Source organism: Halomonas sp. DP8Y7-3 (assembly GCF_019801675.1).
Lineage (GTDB): Bacteria > Pseudomonadota > Gammaproteobacteria > Pseudomonadales > Halomonadaceae > Halomonas > Halomonas litopenaei_A.
The window spans coordinates 292,480-307,998 of record NZ_JAHVIO010000003.1; the positions used below are offsets into that span (position 1 = coordinate 292,480).

General features: G+C 60.3%; 13 protein-coding genes. 8 read left to right on the plus strand and 5 right to left on the minus strand.

The window, feature by feature from the left end; genetic code table 11:
- The first annotated feature begins 223 nt into the window (after positions 1–223).
- The 4 genes from KUV86_RS03610 to KUV86_RS03625 all read left to right on the plus strand — a co-directional run bounded on the left by KUV86_RS03610 (position 224) and on the right by KUV86_RS03625 (position 4,635).
- Positions 224–1,507, plus strand: coding sequence for an oligosaccharide flippase family protein (locus KUV86_RS03610; RefSeq protein ID WP_222483590.1), 1,284 nt, complete (start codon positions 224–226; stop codon positions 1,505–1,507).
- Positions 1,504–2,433 (plus strand): glycosyltransferase family 2 protein, encoded by a 930-nt coding sequence (locus KUV86_RS03615; RefSeq protein WP_224908166.1) that lies wholly within the window; start codon positions 1,504–1,506, stop codon positions 2,431–2,433. Before KUV86_RS03610 ends, KUV86_RS03615 begins: the two co-directional genes overlap by 4 nt.
- A 217-nt stretch (positions 2,434–2,650) precedes the next feature.
- The gene (locus KUV86_RS03620; RefSeq protein ID WP_206943126.1) at positions 2,651–3,643 is read left to right on the plus strand and encodes a glycosyltransferase; all 993 of its coding nucleotides are present in this window, start codon (positions 2,651–2,653) and stop codon (positions 3,641–3,643) included.
- Complete coding sequence (locus tag KUV86_RS03625) at positions 3,640–4,635, plus strand: glycosyltransferase family 4 protein (RefSeq protein WP_222483602.1); 996 nt, start codon at positions 3,640–3,642, stop codon at positions 4,633–4,635. Before KUV86_RS03620 ends, KUV86_RS03625 begins: the two co-directional genes overlap by 4 nt.
- 7 nt (positions 4,636–4,642) lie before the next feature.
- On the opposite strand, the gene KUV86_RS03630 is transcribed toward KUV86_RS03625, so the two are convergent.
- Genes KUV86_RS03630 through KUV86_RS03640 form a run of 3 tightly spaced genes read right to left on the minus strand, consistent with a single transcriptional unit; the run spans position 4,643 to position 8,525 of the window.
- Complete coding sequence (locus KUV86_RS03630) at positions 4,643–5,884, minus strand: O-antigen ligase domain-containing protein (RefSeq protein ID WP_224908167.1); 1,242 nt, start codon at positions 5,882–5,884, stop codon at positions 4,643–4,645.
- A gap of 26 nt (positions 5,885–5,910) precedes the next feature.
- Positions 5,911–7,317, minus strand: coding sequence for a hypothetical protein (locus KUV86_RS03635; protein WP_206943120.1), 1,407 nt, complete (start codon positions 7,315–7,317; stop codon positions 5,911–5,913).
- Positions 7,314–8,525 carry a polysaccharide biosynthesis/export family protein gene (locus KUV86_RS03640; RefSeq protein ID WP_222483603.1) on the minus strand — a complete coding sequence of 404 codons (1,212 nt, stop codon included), beginning with the start codon at positions 8,523–8,525 and terminating at the stop codon, positions 7,314–7,316. Before KUV86_RS03640 ends, KUV86_RS03635 begins: the two co-directional genes overlap by 4 nt.
- A 414-nt stretch (positions 8,526–8,939) precedes the next feature.
- Between KUV86_RS03640 and KUV86_RS03645 the strand changes: the two genes are divergently transcribed.
- Genes KUV86_RS03645 through galE form a run of 3 tightly spaced genes read left to right on the plus strand, consistent with a single transcriptional unit; the run spans position 8,940 to position 11,986 of the window.
- Positions 8,940–9,491 carry a heme NO-binding domain-containing protein gene (locus tag KUV86_RS03645; RefSeq protein WP_222483604.1) on the plus strand — a complete coding sequence of 184 codons (552 nt, stop codon included), beginning with the start codon at positions 8,940–8,942 and terminating at the stop codon, positions 9,489–9,491.
- Positions 9,488–10,933, plus strand: coding sequence for a sigma-54-dependent transcriptional regulator (locus KUV86_RS03650; RefSeq protein ID WP_206943114.1), 1,446 nt, complete (start codon positions 9,488–9,490; stop codon positions 10,931–10,933). Before KUV86_RS03645 ends, KUV86_RS03650 begins: the two co-directional genes overlap by 4 nt.
- 45 nt (positions 10,934–10,978) lie before the next feature.
- On the plus strand, positions 10,979–11,986 hold the full coding sequence (gene galE / locus KUV86_RS03655; RefSeq protein ID WP_222483605.1) for a UDP-glucose 4-epimerase GalE: 1,008 nt from the start codon (positions 10,979–10,981) through the stop codon (positions 11,984–11,986).
- Positions 11,987–12,260: 274 nt separating this feature from the next.
- Here galE and KUV86_RS03660 read toward each other — a convergent pair whose 3' ends face one another.
- Positions 12,261–13,130 (minus strand): DUF4437 domain-containing protein, encoded by an 870-nt coding sequence (locus KUV86_RS03660; RefSeq protein WP_222483608.1) that lies wholly within the window; start codon positions 13,128–13,130, stop codon positions 12,261–12,263.
- Positions 13,131–13,494: 364 nt separating this feature from the next.
- Positions 13,495–14,406 carry a LysR family transcriptional regulator gene (locus KUV86_RS03665; RefSeq protein WP_206943107.1) on the minus strand — a complete coding sequence of 304 codons (912 nt, stop codon included), beginning with the start codon at positions 14,404–14,406 and terminating at the stop codon, positions 13,495–13,497.
- A 128-nt stretch (positions 14,407–14,534) separates the two neighbouring features.
- On the opposite strand from KUV86_RS03665, the gene KUV86_RS03670 reads away from it, so the two are divergent.
- Entirely contained in the window at positions 14,535–15,506 is a 972-nt protein-coding gene (locus KUV86_RS03670) for a TAXI family TRAP transporter solute-binding subunit (RefSeq protein ID WP_206943105.1), read from the plus strand.
- Positions 15,507–15,519: the final 13 nt, after the last annotated feature.

Below are 15,519 nucleotides of genomic sequence, written 5' to 3' on the forward strand. Positions count from 1 at the left end.
CCTTTATTATCATATGTTTATAATTTTTCTTGTGTTCTCGATTGAAGGTTTTTTGCAATTTGCAACAAAGAATGCGATGTCACGTCGCAATACGCGACCTTCGCAGAGATGCCATCCGGCAAGTTGCTGTGGTTTTTTATTAACGTATTGATTAAAGAGAAAAAGGAGAGGTTGGCCCGAAAATTGATAGGTAGGTTAGGCCCCTGACTCCCTGGAGAGAACCATGAACCTTGCTCACCTGATATCTCGCTGGCGCCGTGCCGATGTAGGGCAGCTGTTGAGAGGACTCGCCGCTTTCGGCGGCGCCGAGGTGGCAACGCGGCTTATCCGTATCCTTAGCGTTGTGGTCATCGCGCGGCAAGTATCGCCAACCATCATGGGCGTTGCGGCCTTGGCGCTTAGTCTGTTCGAGGTGGTGCGGGTGCTGGCCAACGCCGGTATTGGCCAGCGCATCATCGCTGAGTCCGAAGACCAACTGGCGGCGACCTGTAACACCGCCCATCGCCTCTTCTGGTTCTGGTGTTGTGGGGTAAGCCTTATTCAGCTGGCATTGGCGGCCTTACTACACTTCCTCGGTATGGGAGAGATTGCCGCGATGCTGGCCGTGCTCTCCGGGGTCTATCTTTTCATGCCAGCCGGACTGGTCCAGGTGTTCCTGCTGATGCGGGGCGGCTGCTTTGGCATCATCGCGCGGATCACCGCCACTCAAGCCATCGCCGATCAGCTGCTGACGCTAATCTTTGTGCTGCTGTGGCCCAGCGCCTGGGCCATTGTCCTGCCGAAGCTCGTCACTGCTCCACTGTGGCTGCTGCTGGTGCGCAGGGCAAAGGCCTGGCGACCTGTGCCGGCGTCGGGGTTGACGCCGTGGCGATCGTTTCTCGGTTTCGCCGCCGGCGTGCTCATTTCCGAACTAGTGAATGTCGCTCGCACGCAGCTGGACAAGCTGCTGGTCGGAGCCCTGTTCGGTGTGCAGGCGCTGGGTATCTACTACTTTTCATTTAACGCTGGGCTTGGCATTACCACATCCTTTATCACGGCCCTGGGGCAAGTGCTGTTCCCCTACATCAGCGCGGCAACGTCAGCCTCGAGCCGCGCCTGCCGATGCCGCCAGGGACTTTGGCTTGGGCTGGGGGCTTTCCTTCCCGTGCTGGTTCTACAGGTAGGCCTTGCGCCCTGGTATGTGCCGCTGGTCTTCGGGGAGCAGTGGCGAGGAGCAGCCCCCCTGGTGTCAGTGCTGGCGCTGGGGGCGGTGCCGATGATCTTCGCCGCTGTGGCCAGCGCCTGGCTCCGTGCTCACAACCGTCCCGCTGTCGAGGCGCTGCTTAACAGCATCGCGACGGCTGCGGCGCTGGGAGGGTTGACGCTGTTTGCGGGACTCGGGCTCATGGCTGCGGCGTGGGCCTACGTTGCCGGCTTGGCGCTGGCGCTGATACCCGCATCGATCCATCTCCTTTCGGGTCGTGAGGGCATCGCGACCCTGGCTGATTTCCAGAGGGTATCCGCATGAAAACGCCAAGGTTTTCCGTGATCATTCCTGTTTTTAATGGGGGGGAGGCAATAGAGGCCACCTTGGCCAGCGTAGTGAATCAGAGCGAGACAGACTTTGAGGTGTGGCTAGTCAACGACGGCTCGACAGATGACACCCTCGAAAGACTCACTCGCTGGCAGCGGAGCGACGCGCGGATACAGGTTATCCATCAGCCCAACGGCGGTGTGGCCCGCGCCCGCAATGTCGGTGCCGCGCACGCCCGTGGCGAGTTGATCGCCTTTCTTGATGCGGATGATCTGTGGGCGCCCGATAAGCTTGAGGCGCACGCAGCCTACCATCAAACGCATAGCGGAGCTGATATCAGCTATGCCCGAATCGCTTTCCTGCATCCGGATGACCACTGCCTGGACGCCGCCCAGACCCATTCGACGATTCCGGCCGGAGCGCTAGCGCTTGAGCAGGCGTTGGGAGAAAACCCGGTCTGCACCACGTCCAATCTGGTCGTCACCCGCGCCTTCTGGAATACGTGCGGGGGCTTTCGCGAGGGCATGCAGCACGCCGAGGATCAGGAATGGATCGCGCGCGCAGTGGCCGGTGGTGCGCGCGCATCGGGACTGGAGCGTGTGCTGGTGGGGTATCGGCTTTCCATAGATGGGCTATCGGCAGATCTTCCTGCCATGTATGCCGGCTGGCAGCAATTGAGCCGCGAGTACGCAGAGAGCTTTGACGTAGCGGGGGCTCGGGCGCTCTACTGCCGCTATCTTGCGCGCCGCGCACTGCGCGCAGGAGGCTCCTCCGCCCAGGCTTTACACTTCGCGCTTGAGGGGCTCAAGAGTTCTCCTGGAGCTTTCCTGAAAGATCGACGGCGGGGCGCTTTGACCGTAATGGGAGCGCTGGTCAGCCCAGTGCTTCCCAGGGCGGCGCGCATGCGTTTGTTCGCCTAGCTCGTGACCTCTTCAGGTCTGGACGCGGACGACCGTTGCACTTTGCAAAGACGTGACTCGGCTGATTGCAGTTTGCATTGCATTGTGCTGAAAACCCAGGCAATTAGCGGTCATGGTCAATCTTAAGATATTGATTTTAATATTAAAGTAAAGTTGGCACAGTTTTTGGAATAAAGAAGGAGAATCTCCCAGTTTTTCCCTTTTTAGGAGCCTTCCCATGAGCCATCCCATCTTCTCCGTAGTGATGCCGGTCTATCAGGTTGAAGCCTTCGTCGGTGAGGCCATCTCTTCCGTACTGGAACAAACCTTTGGTGATTTTGAGCTCATCATTGTCGACGACGGAGGAAGCGATGGCAGCATGGATATCTGCCGCGGTTTCAGCGATGAGCGGATCCGTATCGTCACCCAGAAGAACCGTGGGCTTGCGGGTGCACGCAACACGGGCATCGCTGCCTCCCGTGGTGACTTCATCGCCCTGCTGGACTCAGACGATCGCTGGCATCCCGCCAAGCTCGCGTTGCACTTTATCCATCTCAGAGCCAGTAGCGATGTCGACGTCAGTTACGCTGGCTCGCGATTGATCGATGCGGCGGGATGCTTCCTGGGAGTTGAGCAAAAGCCGCGCCTGACCGCGGTCAAGCCTCACCATGTGTTGATGAGAAATCCTGTGGGCAACGGCTCGGCGGCGGTGATTCGGCGCTCAGCGCTGGAGCGTGTTGCGTTCCCGCATCCCCGCGAGCCTGAGCGTACCTGCTGGTTCGACGAGAGTTTCCGGCAGTCCGAGGATATCGAACTATGGCTGCGGATGAGCGCTGGCGCAGGGTGCACATTCGAGGGTATCGAGGGATGTCTGACCGACTACCGCATTCTTGGTGGAGGTCTGTCGGCCAACATGGTGCGCCAGTTCGAAAGCTGGGAGCGGGCCATCGACAAGGCGCGCGTCTATGCGCCAGCCCTGTTGTCACGTTACGGCCGTCGCGCCAGAGCCTACCAGCTGCGTTATCTGGCACGCCGCGCCGTGCAGCTTGGCGATGGCGGCTTCGCCGTATCGTTGATCGGCCAGGCCTTCGCCGCCAGTCCCTCGATTTTGCTGCGGGAGCCGCGCAAGACGCTGGAAACCACTCTTGGGTCTTTGGCAGCGCGCTGGCTGCCGCGCCGCGCCTTCAAGGCGCTGGCGGCGCGGCGCCTGGGTGCGGGAGCGGTCGCATGAAGCCGCTCAGGGTGATACACCTGCTGGATGATGTCGCCCCAGGTGGGGTCATGCAGGCGCTGGCGATCTACGATCATCCGGGACTCACCGATCTACAGACATCGCGAGTTGTTCAGGTCATGCCTGACCGGCCCTGGGCACCGCGACTTGAGGCTGACGTCATTCTGACCCACTTTCCGCCGCGCTGGCGCGCTCTGCCGTTTCTCGCTGTGCTGCGAGCCCGCAACCCCCAAGCGCGTTTGATCCACGTCGAACACAGCTATACAGGGGCCTGGGAGGCACATTGTGTGCCACATCGTCGGCGCTTTCGAACCATGTTGCGACAGGCCTATCGGCTGTTCGACGATGTGGTAGCGGTCTCCCACGGACAGCGAGAGTGGCTGGAGCAGGCGGTGGGCATCTCGCGTCATCGTCTCAGGGTGATCTCCCCCTGGAGCGATGTACCTGACCTGGCGACCATCGCACCGTCGGATGGGGCTTGTCGTCGGCCTCTGGTGGTAGGAGCTTACGGGCGTTTTGCCGAGCAAAAAGGCTTCGATCGGTTGATCGAAGCCTTTCGCGAGCTTGATCCACAGCGCTACACGCTGCGGTTGGGTGGCTTTGGTCCCCAGGAAGCTGCACTGAGGGCTGCAGCGGCGGATTTGCCCCACGTTTGCTTTGTCGGCGCAGTATCAGATCGTGCGGCCTTCCTCGCCCAGTGCGACGTCATCGCAGTGCCGTCGCGGTGGGAGGCCTTCGGGCTGGTGGCTACCGAAGCACGCCAGGCCGCGCGGGCCCTGCTGGTGGCTAATGTGGATGGCCTCCCCGAACAGCTTGGCGAGGCGGGAGTGCGGGTAGACTTTTCCTCTCCATACGGGCTAAGGGATAGCCTGGCTGCATTGGATGAAGGGGCCTTGACGGAGCTGGGCAAGAAGGCTCGCGCCTCGGTTGTCGGGCTAACCGAGGCACGTCTAGAGGCATGGCGCCACCTGTTGAGCGGTGATGCTCGATGACACGACGTCAGGACACCGGTGTTGAATCTGCCTGGGCGGTAGCGGCGAGTTGGCGTTTGCGGGAGGCGGCGCGGGCGGCAGTGCCGACCAGCAGCAAGGCCGGCCAGTAGAGGTAACTCAGGATTTCGAGGTTTTCGCCGAAGCTGTAGAGCGTCAACAGTAGTAGCATCGATAGGGCGACACGACCAATGGGGTGAGTCAGCGAGAGTCGCGCCGCCATCCAAAGGCTTGCCAGCAAGGGAAGGAGGAGAGCGAACAGGCCGGTGATGCCCTTGACAAAAAGCAGGCCGAACCAACTGTGGTGGCTGCCAATAGGCATGTACTCGACGAGATGTGGGCCATTTTCCACTACGCCGTGACCGAACCAGGGCGCCTCGTTGCGCCAACGGTCAACCGCGATTCTTCCCAATGCAGCGCGCACCCGACTCGAGTCGGCCCGCGCACCCACGAAACGGGCAATTGCCTGATCCAGCAACATTTGCAGCTGCGGTGCGAACAGCCCCAGGCCAAGCACTGCAGGGGCGGCGGTAAACCAGGTCCAAGGCCTGCGCAGCTGGCTGATGCCGAAGGCCAGTGGCCAGACAATGGCAAGCGCGACCAATGCCAGCCGAGACTGACAGAGCAGCGCCATCATCAACCCTGCTCCGACCCCTGTCATTTTCCATCCCAGATGCTTGTCTTCCATGGCACAGAGAATGTGTACCACCGCGACCATGCCGGCAGCCGGGGCCCAGGGGGCGAAGAACTGCCAGCGCGGCACACCGGTGCCAGGCTCCAGAGTGTAGAGGATCACGGCGAAGTACTCAGGGCCCGAGCCGCCCACGATCTTCAGCGGCGACACGTACAGCAGGCCCGGCAGACCGATGAATGGCGCCACGAAAAATAGCGGGAGCAGAATGAGGGTCTGTAGTCCTAGCCGACACACTGCTCGGTAGATGATCTCTGGGCGGATGGCGAGTACCGCGCCGGCAAAGGGAAACAGGGCGATCAATGCCCAGCCCTTGGCCCAGCCGATGGAAGACTTGATCGTCTTGCCAAGCCCCAGCCCGTTGAGCACATGGCCGATGACCAGGATCAGCAGCATGGCGAGCATGCCAATCAGCCACAGGACGATGGCAGGATGCAACGGCGGGGGACGTTGGTGCTGGGGTAAGGCGGGCCCGAGATAGAGGGTGATAGCGGCCATCAACCCCAGGATCCAGGCCAGAGCGGGCCCGGCGATGTAAAGACCGCCGAGTGCCCAGAGCAACCAGGTGCTCTGAATGGCTACCGAGATCAGCTTTTCGGCAGCATTAGCTGGATAAGGGGTTGGCGAAGCCATAGCAGGAGGAAGCCCATGATGACAAGGATCGAGGCTACCACCGCGCCGGCCACGGCCAGCAGGGTGGATGGCGAGGAGGGAGACCGCGGCAGTGAGGGATACTCGAAGGTCTGCACCAGAGGATAGGAGGCGAAGGGATCTGCCTTGTTGGTGTCCAGGCGCGCCAATGCGGATGAGAAGACGGCCTCGGCAACACGCAGTTCGCGCAGCAGGTCCGTCAGATCTGCGGCCTGTTCGACCAGAGTATCGGTTTCGTTGCTCTGTTGAGAGATCTGCTCCCGGACCTCTGCAAGAGCTGCCTGGGCGCCTGCACCGTTGCCCGCTGTGCGCATTAGCTCGTCGAGCAGCCGCTCGCGGCCGTCGCTCACCGAGAGGTCGGCGAAGCCGAGCAGGATCTCCGCCGACAGCGGAGTCAGGGCCGTTCCACGCTGCACCAGCGACTGGCGCAAGGTTTGGCGCTGGGCACTCAGTTCGGTCAGCGTCAGGTGCTGCTCGCCCAGGGTGGCGCGAGCTTGGGTCCAGTCGGCCAGCACGCTGGCATAGCGTTGCAGCAATGACTGGAACAGCGGATCAGCGCGCAGCAGCTGGGCGCTGCGGGCTTCGTCAAGAGTAATATCGAGCATCTCGCCGAGCCTGTAGGCCTGGGCCTCACTGCGCCTTACTGCTTGGCGAAACTCGCGCTCACTGCCCTGCAGATCGTCGACCACGCTCAGGCGCTGATGGAACTGGTCCAGAGTCGCAAGCCCGGTCGTGCCCTGAAACTCGAGGACCCGGCGTTGAGCCTGCTTGAGTTTCTGCTCCAGCTCATCCAGTCGCGCCAGATCGGCGGCCTCTCGCTTTTCGGCCTCGTCTTGACGCAAGCGCTCTAGTCCGGACAGAAAGGCGAGCCTGAGGGCTTCCAGGCGAGCCTGTGCCTGCTCTGGACTGGCCCCGCGCATTGACACCATGATCAGGTTGGTCTGATCGACCAGCTTCACGGTCGGATCGGGCAGAATCTCATCATCCAGACCGGCCGCACCCTGGCGCAGGATCAGGTCTGCGCCTAACAGACGCTTATAGTTCTGTGTCGGGCTCAGAGAGGGGCTCGAGAAGGCCGAGGTGGTCTGCGACGTTGCCTGGCCGATGGATTCGAGATTGATGGAACCGCCCGCACCGGAGCCAGGCAGAACCAGCGTCATGGAGCTTTTGTAGCTGACGGGCGCGAGTATGAGGTAAAGCGCTACCAGACCCCAGATGACCACCAAGCAGGGTAGCAGAGAGCAGGTATAGCGCCGATATCGGCCAGCGGAGGGCAGACCATCCCGCACCAGGTACCAGAAGCGCTGCAGCCGACGAGGCTGTGTCGAGGTATCTACGCTCATTGTGCTAGATCATCAATGAGGATGGCCGTCGCAGCGGAGCCAAGTGCTTCGCCGAACAAGGTGATGGCGTCGCGAGCGTTCATGGCTCGACTGTCGTAGCAGGCGACGGCGTCATTGGGCATAAGGTAAGGGTTGATTCTGTCGCGCTGGGCATTTTCCAGCATCGCCTCGATATCGCGTTGAATCACGACGCTGCGACCGTTCAATGGGTTCTCGGAAATCAGCACGGCCTGACGATGCGCGTTCATCGCTGAGCCTCCCACACAGTTGGCAGAAGCGAGCCCCTGCAGCAGTCGCGTCCCGTAAGGTAGGCTGCTGGCCTCTTTGCCGATAGCGGAACTGGCATTATTGGCAGCGGGTCGAGATAGGTTTGACAGGTAGACACGTATGCCGGGGGGCGTAAGGGGGCTCGGGCGCACCAGTCGCTCATCGAAGCACTTCGTACTTGGCACGATAACGTTGTCGCCCTGAGAGAGCCGAAAGTCTCCCTGCCGCGTTCCGTCGAGCAGTCCACTGAGGTCAAGTTCGGTCCAGCGCTGGCCTCGCACCACTTGGATACGCGTCAGGTCGGCATCGGGCCGCACGCCACCGGCGGCGCGAATGGCAGCTGCTAAGCTTCGCTCTCTGTTGGCATCGCCGCTGGCGGGGCCTTCACGCTGGCCGACCAGCGTTTCCCTCTCGCGCTCGCCAATGCGCACCGTACCAGCCTGGAAGACAGCGCCGCTGACCGGTACCGAGATGCCGGCGCTTTCTAACAGCGACACGTCGACGACCCTGGGCAGCGGGCGAACCAGTCCCGCCGTTACCAGCCTGTCTCCCAGTGCCGTCTCGACCTGGCGGAGGGCCTTGCCTTGGGTGTCCAGTGGTGCGAGGCCTGGAAGCGTAAGCTGGAAGTAGTCATCAATCACGTAAACCTGTGACAGGTGACCGTCATCGCCCACCACTTGAATACGCAGTCTATCCCCGGGACCAAGCTGGTCCCGTTCCTGGCGAAGTTCAGCGGCCGAAACGTAGTTAATTGCCGGCTCTGCCAGGGTAGCGCTGTCGGGCACGCACTGTTGCTGTGACGCCTCAAGCTCCGCCTGCTGAGGCATCCAGCGAGCCTCTGCTTGGTTGTCAGGGGTCGGCGCCGAGGTACAGCCGGTGAGGACAAGACCGAGGATGATCGTGCCGAGGATCGCTCTAGCTTGGCAGACGCTATTGTCCATGAGCTTTCTCCCTCCATTAGAAGAATACTGTAGTAGATTGAATACAAGATTCGGGCCAAGAGTGAAGAAGTTTCTCCTCTTGTGTAGTTATCGACGCAGTGAAAGCGCGGTGGATGGAGAGGGGCGGTGGCATGGTCTGCAGAGTGGCAGGAACATGAAGCGCCAAGTGGGTCTGTTCGCTGTGCCATTGCATTTTGCAATAAAGCTCGTTGCAGAATGCATTCTTTTCGTTGCAGTTTGCGATAACTGAAGGCGATATTCCGGCATGGAGGGGTAATATGGCCTGGCATCTTTCTTGCTTAGTTAATGACATGTATCACGTCACCGGAGACAAGCGGGGCGTCGAGTGCCGCAGAGGCGCGGTGTGTACTCCAGTCTTTCCCGGTCGGTTTACCTGTTAAGCGAGCGACTGCCATGAAAGGAATGATCTTTGTCGAGCTGATGAACTTTATGGATGAGAGCTTCGGTCCAGACTTCACCGAGCGCGTCGTAGAGCAGGCCGACTTGCCCAATGAAGCTGCCTTCACAACAGTGGGCAACTATCCAAGCGAATACGCAGGAGCCCTCGTTGGCGCAGCCTCCACCCTCGCTGATGCAGACGCCGCCGGCATCTGTGAGGCGTTTGGACGTTACCTGTTCCAACGCTTCGAGGTGCGCTTCCCGCACCTGCTTAATCGTTACGCCTCTGCTCGGGAATTGCTTGATCACGTTCAAAGCCATATCCATGAGGAGGTAAAGGTCATTTATCCAGGCGCGACGCCTCCATCGGTCACAACCCATGAGTGCGAGGATGGATTTATCGTGGCGTATCGCTCCCACCGCGCCTTCGCACACATCGCCTTCGGCCTGGTTCAGCAGTGTATTGTTTTCTATAGTGAGAACAGTCGCGTGGAGTGGTGTGCTGACAACGTGTTGAATCAGGCTCGCTTCATCATTCGTCCAGGGACAGGCAGCGATGCGATATGAGTGAAGGTACGTATGTGCTGATCATCGAGGATACTGTGTCGCTGGCGCTGACGTTTGCGGGGCAGCTTGAAGCAGCAGGATGCACGGTGGAAATGGCCGACTCAGGGGCCGAGGCACGTCAGCAGCTGACGCGATCGCAGCGGCCTTTCGACGTTATTCTGTTAGATCTCAATTTGCCAGATGGGGATGGATTGGAGCTGCTGGAATCGACGCCGCAGATGGCGCGAGACTCCAGTGTTGTCGTAATCACTGCTGATGGTTCCATCAGTCGCGCGATTCAGGCCATGCGCTCAGGCGCCTATGATTTCCTGGTGAAACCGGTGGCACCGGAGCGTCTTACCACAACGGTGGTTCGCGCAGGCCAGCACCGAATGCTTGAGCGTGAAGTTCAGGTGGCTCGGCGGATCAAGAAGCGTGATCGCTTCCAGGGCTTTGTTGGCGGCTCCGATGCCATGCAGGTGGTGTATCGCGCCATTGAAAACGTGGCGAACTCCAAGGCCACGGTATTCGTCACCGGGGAAAGTGGCACCGGCAAGGAAGTAACGGCGGAGGCGATCCATGCCATCAGCCAGCGCAGCAAAGGCCACTTTGTGGCGATCAATTGCGGTGCCATTCCTGAAAACTTGCTTGAGTCAGAGCTCTTCGGCCATGTGAAGGGAGCCTTTACCGGAGCCCTGGACAACCGCGTAGGGGCGGCCAAGGAAGCTGATGGCGGCACGCTGTTTCTCGACGAAATTTGCGAAATGGAGCTGAAGCTTCAGGTCAAGCTATTGCGCTTCCTGCAGACGGGCATGATCCAGCGGGTTGGGAGTAGCCGTCCCGAGGCAGTCAACGTGCGAGTCATTTGTGCCACCAACCGCGACCCCATCGCTGAGGTGCAGGCCGGCCGCTTTCGTGAAGATCTGTTCTATCGGTTATCCGTGTTGCCGATCGAGCTGCCACCCCTGCGCGAGCGTGGCGATGACGTCGTGCTGTTGGCACAGGTGTTTCTTGATCGTTTTGCCGCCGAGGAGGGCAAGACGTTTGATCCTCTGGAGGCTGCCGCCATTCGACGACTCCAGCGCTACGGCTGGCCTGGCAACGTGCGGGAGCTGCAGAACATGATGCGGCGTGCAGTGGTCATGAGTCCTGGGCCGGACCTCTCGCTGGCACCACTGTTGCCTCAGGAAGTCAGCTCTGCTCCTCAGGCTTCCCCCCCTAGTCCGGTTGGGTATGGCGCCGCGCAGGCTGCCGAACCTCCTTCCCCAGGCGCGAAGCCCGTTGACGTCGAGGCCTCCTTCGATGGCATGACTCTGGCCCAGATCGAACGGCTGGTGATCGAGCGGGCGATTTCGCTAAACCACGGTAGCGTGCCCGGCGCTGCACGCGCCTTGGCTGTCAGTCCTTCCACCCTATACCGCAAGCTTGAACGCTGGTCGAGCGAGGCGACCGTGGATGGTTGAGTGGCGCGGGCAGTAAACCTTCGGCGCAGACGGGGGGAGTGATGCATGACGACGGAGCATAGCAGCAAGGCCAGAGTGCTGGTGGTGGGAGGAGCCGGCTACATCGGCTCGCACATGGTCAAACGGCTGAGGCGTTCGGGGTACGCTGTCACCGTGCTCGACAATCTCTCCAGAGGCCATCGCGATGCCGTGATGGACGCCGAACTGATGGTTGGAGACCTCGGCGACAGTGCGCTCCTCGACCGTCTTCTTGCATCGCAGGCCTTTGATGTTGTGATGCACTTCGCAGCGTTGATCGAGGTTGGTGAGTCTGTGCGCGATCCCGCCGCCTTCTACCACAACAACGTTATGAAGAGCCTAGTACTATTGGATGCCATGGTCAGGCACGACATTTCGCGCCTCGTCTTTTCTTCGACCGCCGCAGTCTATGGTGTGCCCGGAGAGGGAGATCTCGACGAGAGTCGTGACTGCAACCCGATCAACCCTTATGGCAATACCAAGCACCTCGTCGAAAGGGCACTCGAGGATTATCGGCTTGCCTATGGCATGCAGTCCATCTGTCTGCGCTACTTCAATGCTGCCGGCGCGGATCCCGAGGGTGTGTTGGGGGAGAGGCACGATCCGGAGACTCACCTTATTCCTCTGGTACTCCAGGCAGCCTCGGGGAGACGCTCGCAGATCCAGGTATTCGGCGACGACTATCCGACCGCTGACGGGTCCTGCATACGCGATTTTGTGCACGTAGAAGACCTCTGTCGTGCCCATGAGTTGGCCCTGGAGCGTCTGCTTGCGGGAGGGAGCAGTGAGACCTTCAATCTTGGCTGTGGTGTTGGCTACAGCGTATTCGAGCTGATTCGGACCGCAGAGGAGGTCAGTGGTCGCAAGATCGAGACATCGATCTGCCCCAGGCGCCCTGGCGATCCAGCCCGGCTGGTGGCCAGTATCTGCAAGGCCCAGGAAGTGCTCGGCTGGGCACCGACCTATGACTTGCGTGACATCCTGACCCACGCGTGGCGGTTCGAGAACCGCCACTTTCTGGGGCACCCGCCATAATAATCCCGCTGGACGGAAGAAGAGGAAATAGACACCAGGATGATGCACTAAAGGCCTGGTCGGCAGCGCAATCGTAAGATGTCGTTTTCGATGACGTGGCTTTCTTTTGCCATCCGCCCCGGTGAAAAAGGGGAAGTTCATACCCTTATCGGTGAGCCTTGACGAAGGTGTCACAGCCATAGCCCTGAACACGAACGGTCACCTCGGTCTTGAAGCCGGGTGGCCGTTCACGCTTTCTGCAGCGCTTTATGGCTGCTGGTTCAGCGCTCGGAGATCATTGCTCGGCGATGTCGAAATCGCCATTGGTACGCACGTAGAGCAGTGTCTCGCCGTCGGCACTGGTGGCGATGTCATGGGTGATCTCGCCCTGTGAACCGAAGTAGCTGCCGGTCGTCAGGTGCTGGCTGTCGTTCTTGCCTTCGGTCTCGTGGGTCAGGCCGCCCTTGATGACCACGGCGCGGAATTCGTCGGCGTGGCTTGTGATCTCAACCGAGACATCGGCTGGCAGTTTCACCAGACGGCCACTCATCTGTCCGGCGTCCGGGTTGCCCCACAGGAAAGCGGTCTTCGGGCCTTGTACGGCGTCGTCGCTGCCCGGGAGGCTGATCCAGCGAATGTCATTGGCATCCAGCCATACCAGGTTGTTTTCGGCGACATTCAGCGGCTCTTCATCGTTGTGGAAGGCCTCGGATTCTGGCTGTACCAGATAGGGCCCTTCATCGATCTCGATGTAGGCCATGTTGACCTCGTCACGGGCTGCGGTGATATGAGACTCCCCCGCCGGCTGGATCCAGAATGAGCCTGCGGGCAGCCACTGCTCGTCGGCGTTCTTGTCATCGTTGTGAACCTCGCCCTGGATGACCACACCACGATAGGTGATGTTGTGGATGTGAGGCGGTGAGGAGAAACCTTCATTGAACTTCACCAGGAAGCCGGAAGCGCCATCCTTGGTGCGGTCACCCCACAGGTCGCCTGCGGCCGGGCTCTGGTCACCGCGCAGCGGATTGAGATAGCCCCAGTGGATATCGGACTGCTGGACGACCTCGCTGGTTGGCGTGAGCGAGGACTGGCCATCGGCCTGAGCGGTGATGCTGGTAACGGCGATCGAGAGGCCAAGTAGAGCAAGGGAGAAAGGACGTTTCATGATGGCTGCCTGTCTGTCTGAGCGTTGAAAGGAAAGGCGCATCGCCGATGCGCTGGCAATTGACGCGGTGAATGTTGGAAGGCACAGGCGGCGTGATAAAGCGGCAAAGGGGGGAAACACTTTTCGTCAGAACACGATAATCTGGCGCTGATGCTGGGCGTGGTGCTGTGGGTCGACGCTAGGGTGAAGCCACGACATGCGTCGTTTCTTCTACCTAGAGTCGATGAGAATTCCTCGATAGGTCACGGCGGTGCGCCATCAACACCGTCTGGCATTGCGGGTGAAAGCTGGCCTGGGGCAGTTCCCCTATCTCTGGCTATTGGCTATTAGCGATGTGGCGAGATGGGGGAAGCCTTCGTCTCGACTATTGGATTTCCAGCGGATTAAGCGTCAGCGCGTGCTTTCTCACGACTTCCAGCATGGCGGTGGCAGCGGCGGACTGTAACGAGCGCGCTGGTGTGATGATTCCCAGCGTGCGTGGAACGGTGGGGTGGGTCAGTGGACGCCACTCCAGCCCCTCAGACGAGATTTGTTTAAAGCTGAGGGAGGGTAGGGCGGCGACGCCTTGTCCGGCTGCGACCATGCGCCCTGCTGTGCCGATCTGACTGACTTCGCACATGACGTCCATCTCCGCATCGAGGTGTTGCAACACCTCGTCGATGGCCTGCCGGGTGCTCGAAAGCCGGCTAAGGGCGATGACGGGATAGGCGATCAACTCCTCCCACTTCACCTCGTCCTGGTTCAGCAGGGGATGTCCATGGGGGCAGACCGCAACGAAGTGGTCGTCCACCAGCGATTCGAAATGTATGGCCTCTGCCCCGCTGGGCTTCACCGAAAAGCCGATATCCGCTCGCTGGTCCCTGACGAGTTCATCTACCTGGTTGGCCAGGACATCATGGACGTTGATGGCGATGTTGGGGTACTGCCGCCGGTAGTCCGCCAAGACGGCAGGGAGGAAGCCGGCCGCGAGGGTCGGAAGGGCGGCTAGCGTCACCTTGCCGCGTTCCTTGTTGAAGAGTTCGCCGATATCTCCCAGGGCTTCGTCCCAGTCACTGATCAGGCGCCTTGCGATAGGCAGAAAATAGCGACCTTCCGGGGTCAGCTGGATCCCCCTGGGCGAGCGGTTGAAGAGCATGCCCCCGACCGACTCCTCAAGCTTGCGGATGGCAATGCTCAAGGCCGGTTGAGAGAGGTGCAGGCGTTCGGAGGCCTCTATGAAACTGCCGTGTTCTGCGACGGCCACAAACGCCTTCAACTGACGGATGGATGGTTGCATAAAAAAAGTAAAAGTCTCGTTCGGTTAAATATATTAGACAAATACCGGCATTCTTTCCAAGGTGTGGAGGTCGCAAGACACTCGTCTACTGGACGCCAATAATAGATAACACCAGAGAGAGCTACGCCATGTCCTCATACAAGACGCCGCTGCTGGCTGCCATCCTCAGTGCCGGCCTGATGTCCGCTGCTGCCCAGGCGGAAGATCAGCTGCTTATCGGCTCCACCTCTACCTCCTCCAGCCAGTACGGCTATTTCGTGGCCGTCGGCCAGATCATCAACCAGAAAGTCGAAGGGGTTCGCGCATCGGTCGTCGAAACGGGAGCCACCGTCGACAATCTCCGCCGGATTCTTCGCGGCCAGCTCGATATGGGGCTTGTCACCACCAATGTGGGCTATCACGCCTACTCGGGCGAAGGTGAGTTTGCTGATCGGCCGGTAGATAACCGTCTGCTGTGGGTGTATTCGGCAGCCCCGCAGAATGTGGTCATGCGCGAGGATGCCGGGGTGTCGTCGTTGACCGACCTGAACGGAGTTGGTCTTAACCCAGGTATTACCGGGTCGGCTACCGAGGCGACAACGCTGGCCGTCATGGAGACCTTGGGCATCTCACCCGACTACGTGCGAGGCTCCACCACCGACGTCGTGGCCGGTGTGAAGGACAATCGCATCGCCGGTTACGTCAAGTCCGGGGTCGGCAACAAGCTCGACGGATCCTCCATGGACGTCGCCACCTTTACGCCGATTCAGGTGTTGTCACTGGACGAGGATCAGGCGAACACCCTGCGGGAGCAGATGCCTGACATCTCCGTGGTAGATATTCCAGAGGGCGCGGCCGAAGGTATGCCTGCCTACACCACCTGGAGCTTCGGCCTCGCCATGCATTCATCGCCGGACCTGGATGAGCAGATGGCGTATGACATCGTCAAGGCGGTCATGGAGAACCCAGATCCGCAGGTGAGCGCATTGGCCAACCTGGCGAATGTGGACATCGCCGAACTCACGTTGGAAAGCGGCACGGTTCCCTTCCATCCAGGCGCCGCTCGCTACTTCGAAGAGCAGGGCTACGAGATTCCTGACCACCTGCAGCCGGTGGAATAATCTCAGGAGCCCG

Coding starts and splice junctions, on each gene's coding strand:
- KUV86_RS03665 (WP_206943107.1), bottom strand. CDS start 14,406: ATGCAACCATCCATCCGTCAGTTGAAGGCGTTTGTGGCCGTCGCAGAA.
- KUV86_RS03645 (WP_222483604.1), top strand. CDS start 8,940: ATGAAAGGAATGATCTTTGTCGAGCTGATGAACTTTATGGATGAGAGC.
- KUV86_RS03625 (WP_222483602.1), top strand. CDS start 3,640: ATGAAGCCGCTCAGGGTGATACACCTGCTGGATGATGTCGCCCCAGGT.
- KUV86_RS03615 (WP_224908166.1), top strand. CDS start 1,504: ATGAAAACGCCAAGGTTTTCCGTGATCATTCCTGTTTTTAATGGGGGG.
- KUV86_RS03640 (WP_222483603.1), bottom strand. CDS start 8,525: ATGGACAATAGCGTCTGCCAAGCTAGAGCGATCCTCGGCACGATCATC.
- KUV86_RS03660 (WP_222483608.1), bottom strand. CDS start 13,130: ATGAAACGTCCTTTCTCCCTTGCTCTACTTGGCCTCTCGATCGCCGTT.
- KUV86_RS03620 (WP_206943126.1), top strand. CDS start 2,651: ATGAGCCATCCCATCTTCTCCGTAGTGATGCCGGTCTATCAGGTTGAA.
- galE (WP_222483605.1), top strand. CDS start 10,979: ATGACGACGGAGCATAGCAGCAAGGCCAGAGTGCTGGTGGTGGGAGGA.
- KUV86_RS03635 (WP_206943120.1), bottom strand. CDS start 7,317: ATGAGCGTAGATACCTCGACACAGCCTCGTCGGCTGCAGCGCTTCTGG.
- KUV86_RS03610 (WP_222483590.1), top strand. CDS start 224: ATGAACCTTGCTCACCTGATATCTCGCTGGCGCCGTGCCGATGTAGGG.
- KUV86_RS03650 (WP_206943114.1), top strand. CDS start 9,488: ATGAGTGAAGGTACGTATGTGCTGATCATCGAGGATACTGTGTCGCTG.
- KUV86_RS03670 (WP_206943105.1), top strand. CDS start 14,535: ATGTCCTCATACAAGACGCCGCTGCTGGCTGCCATCCTCAGTGCCGGC.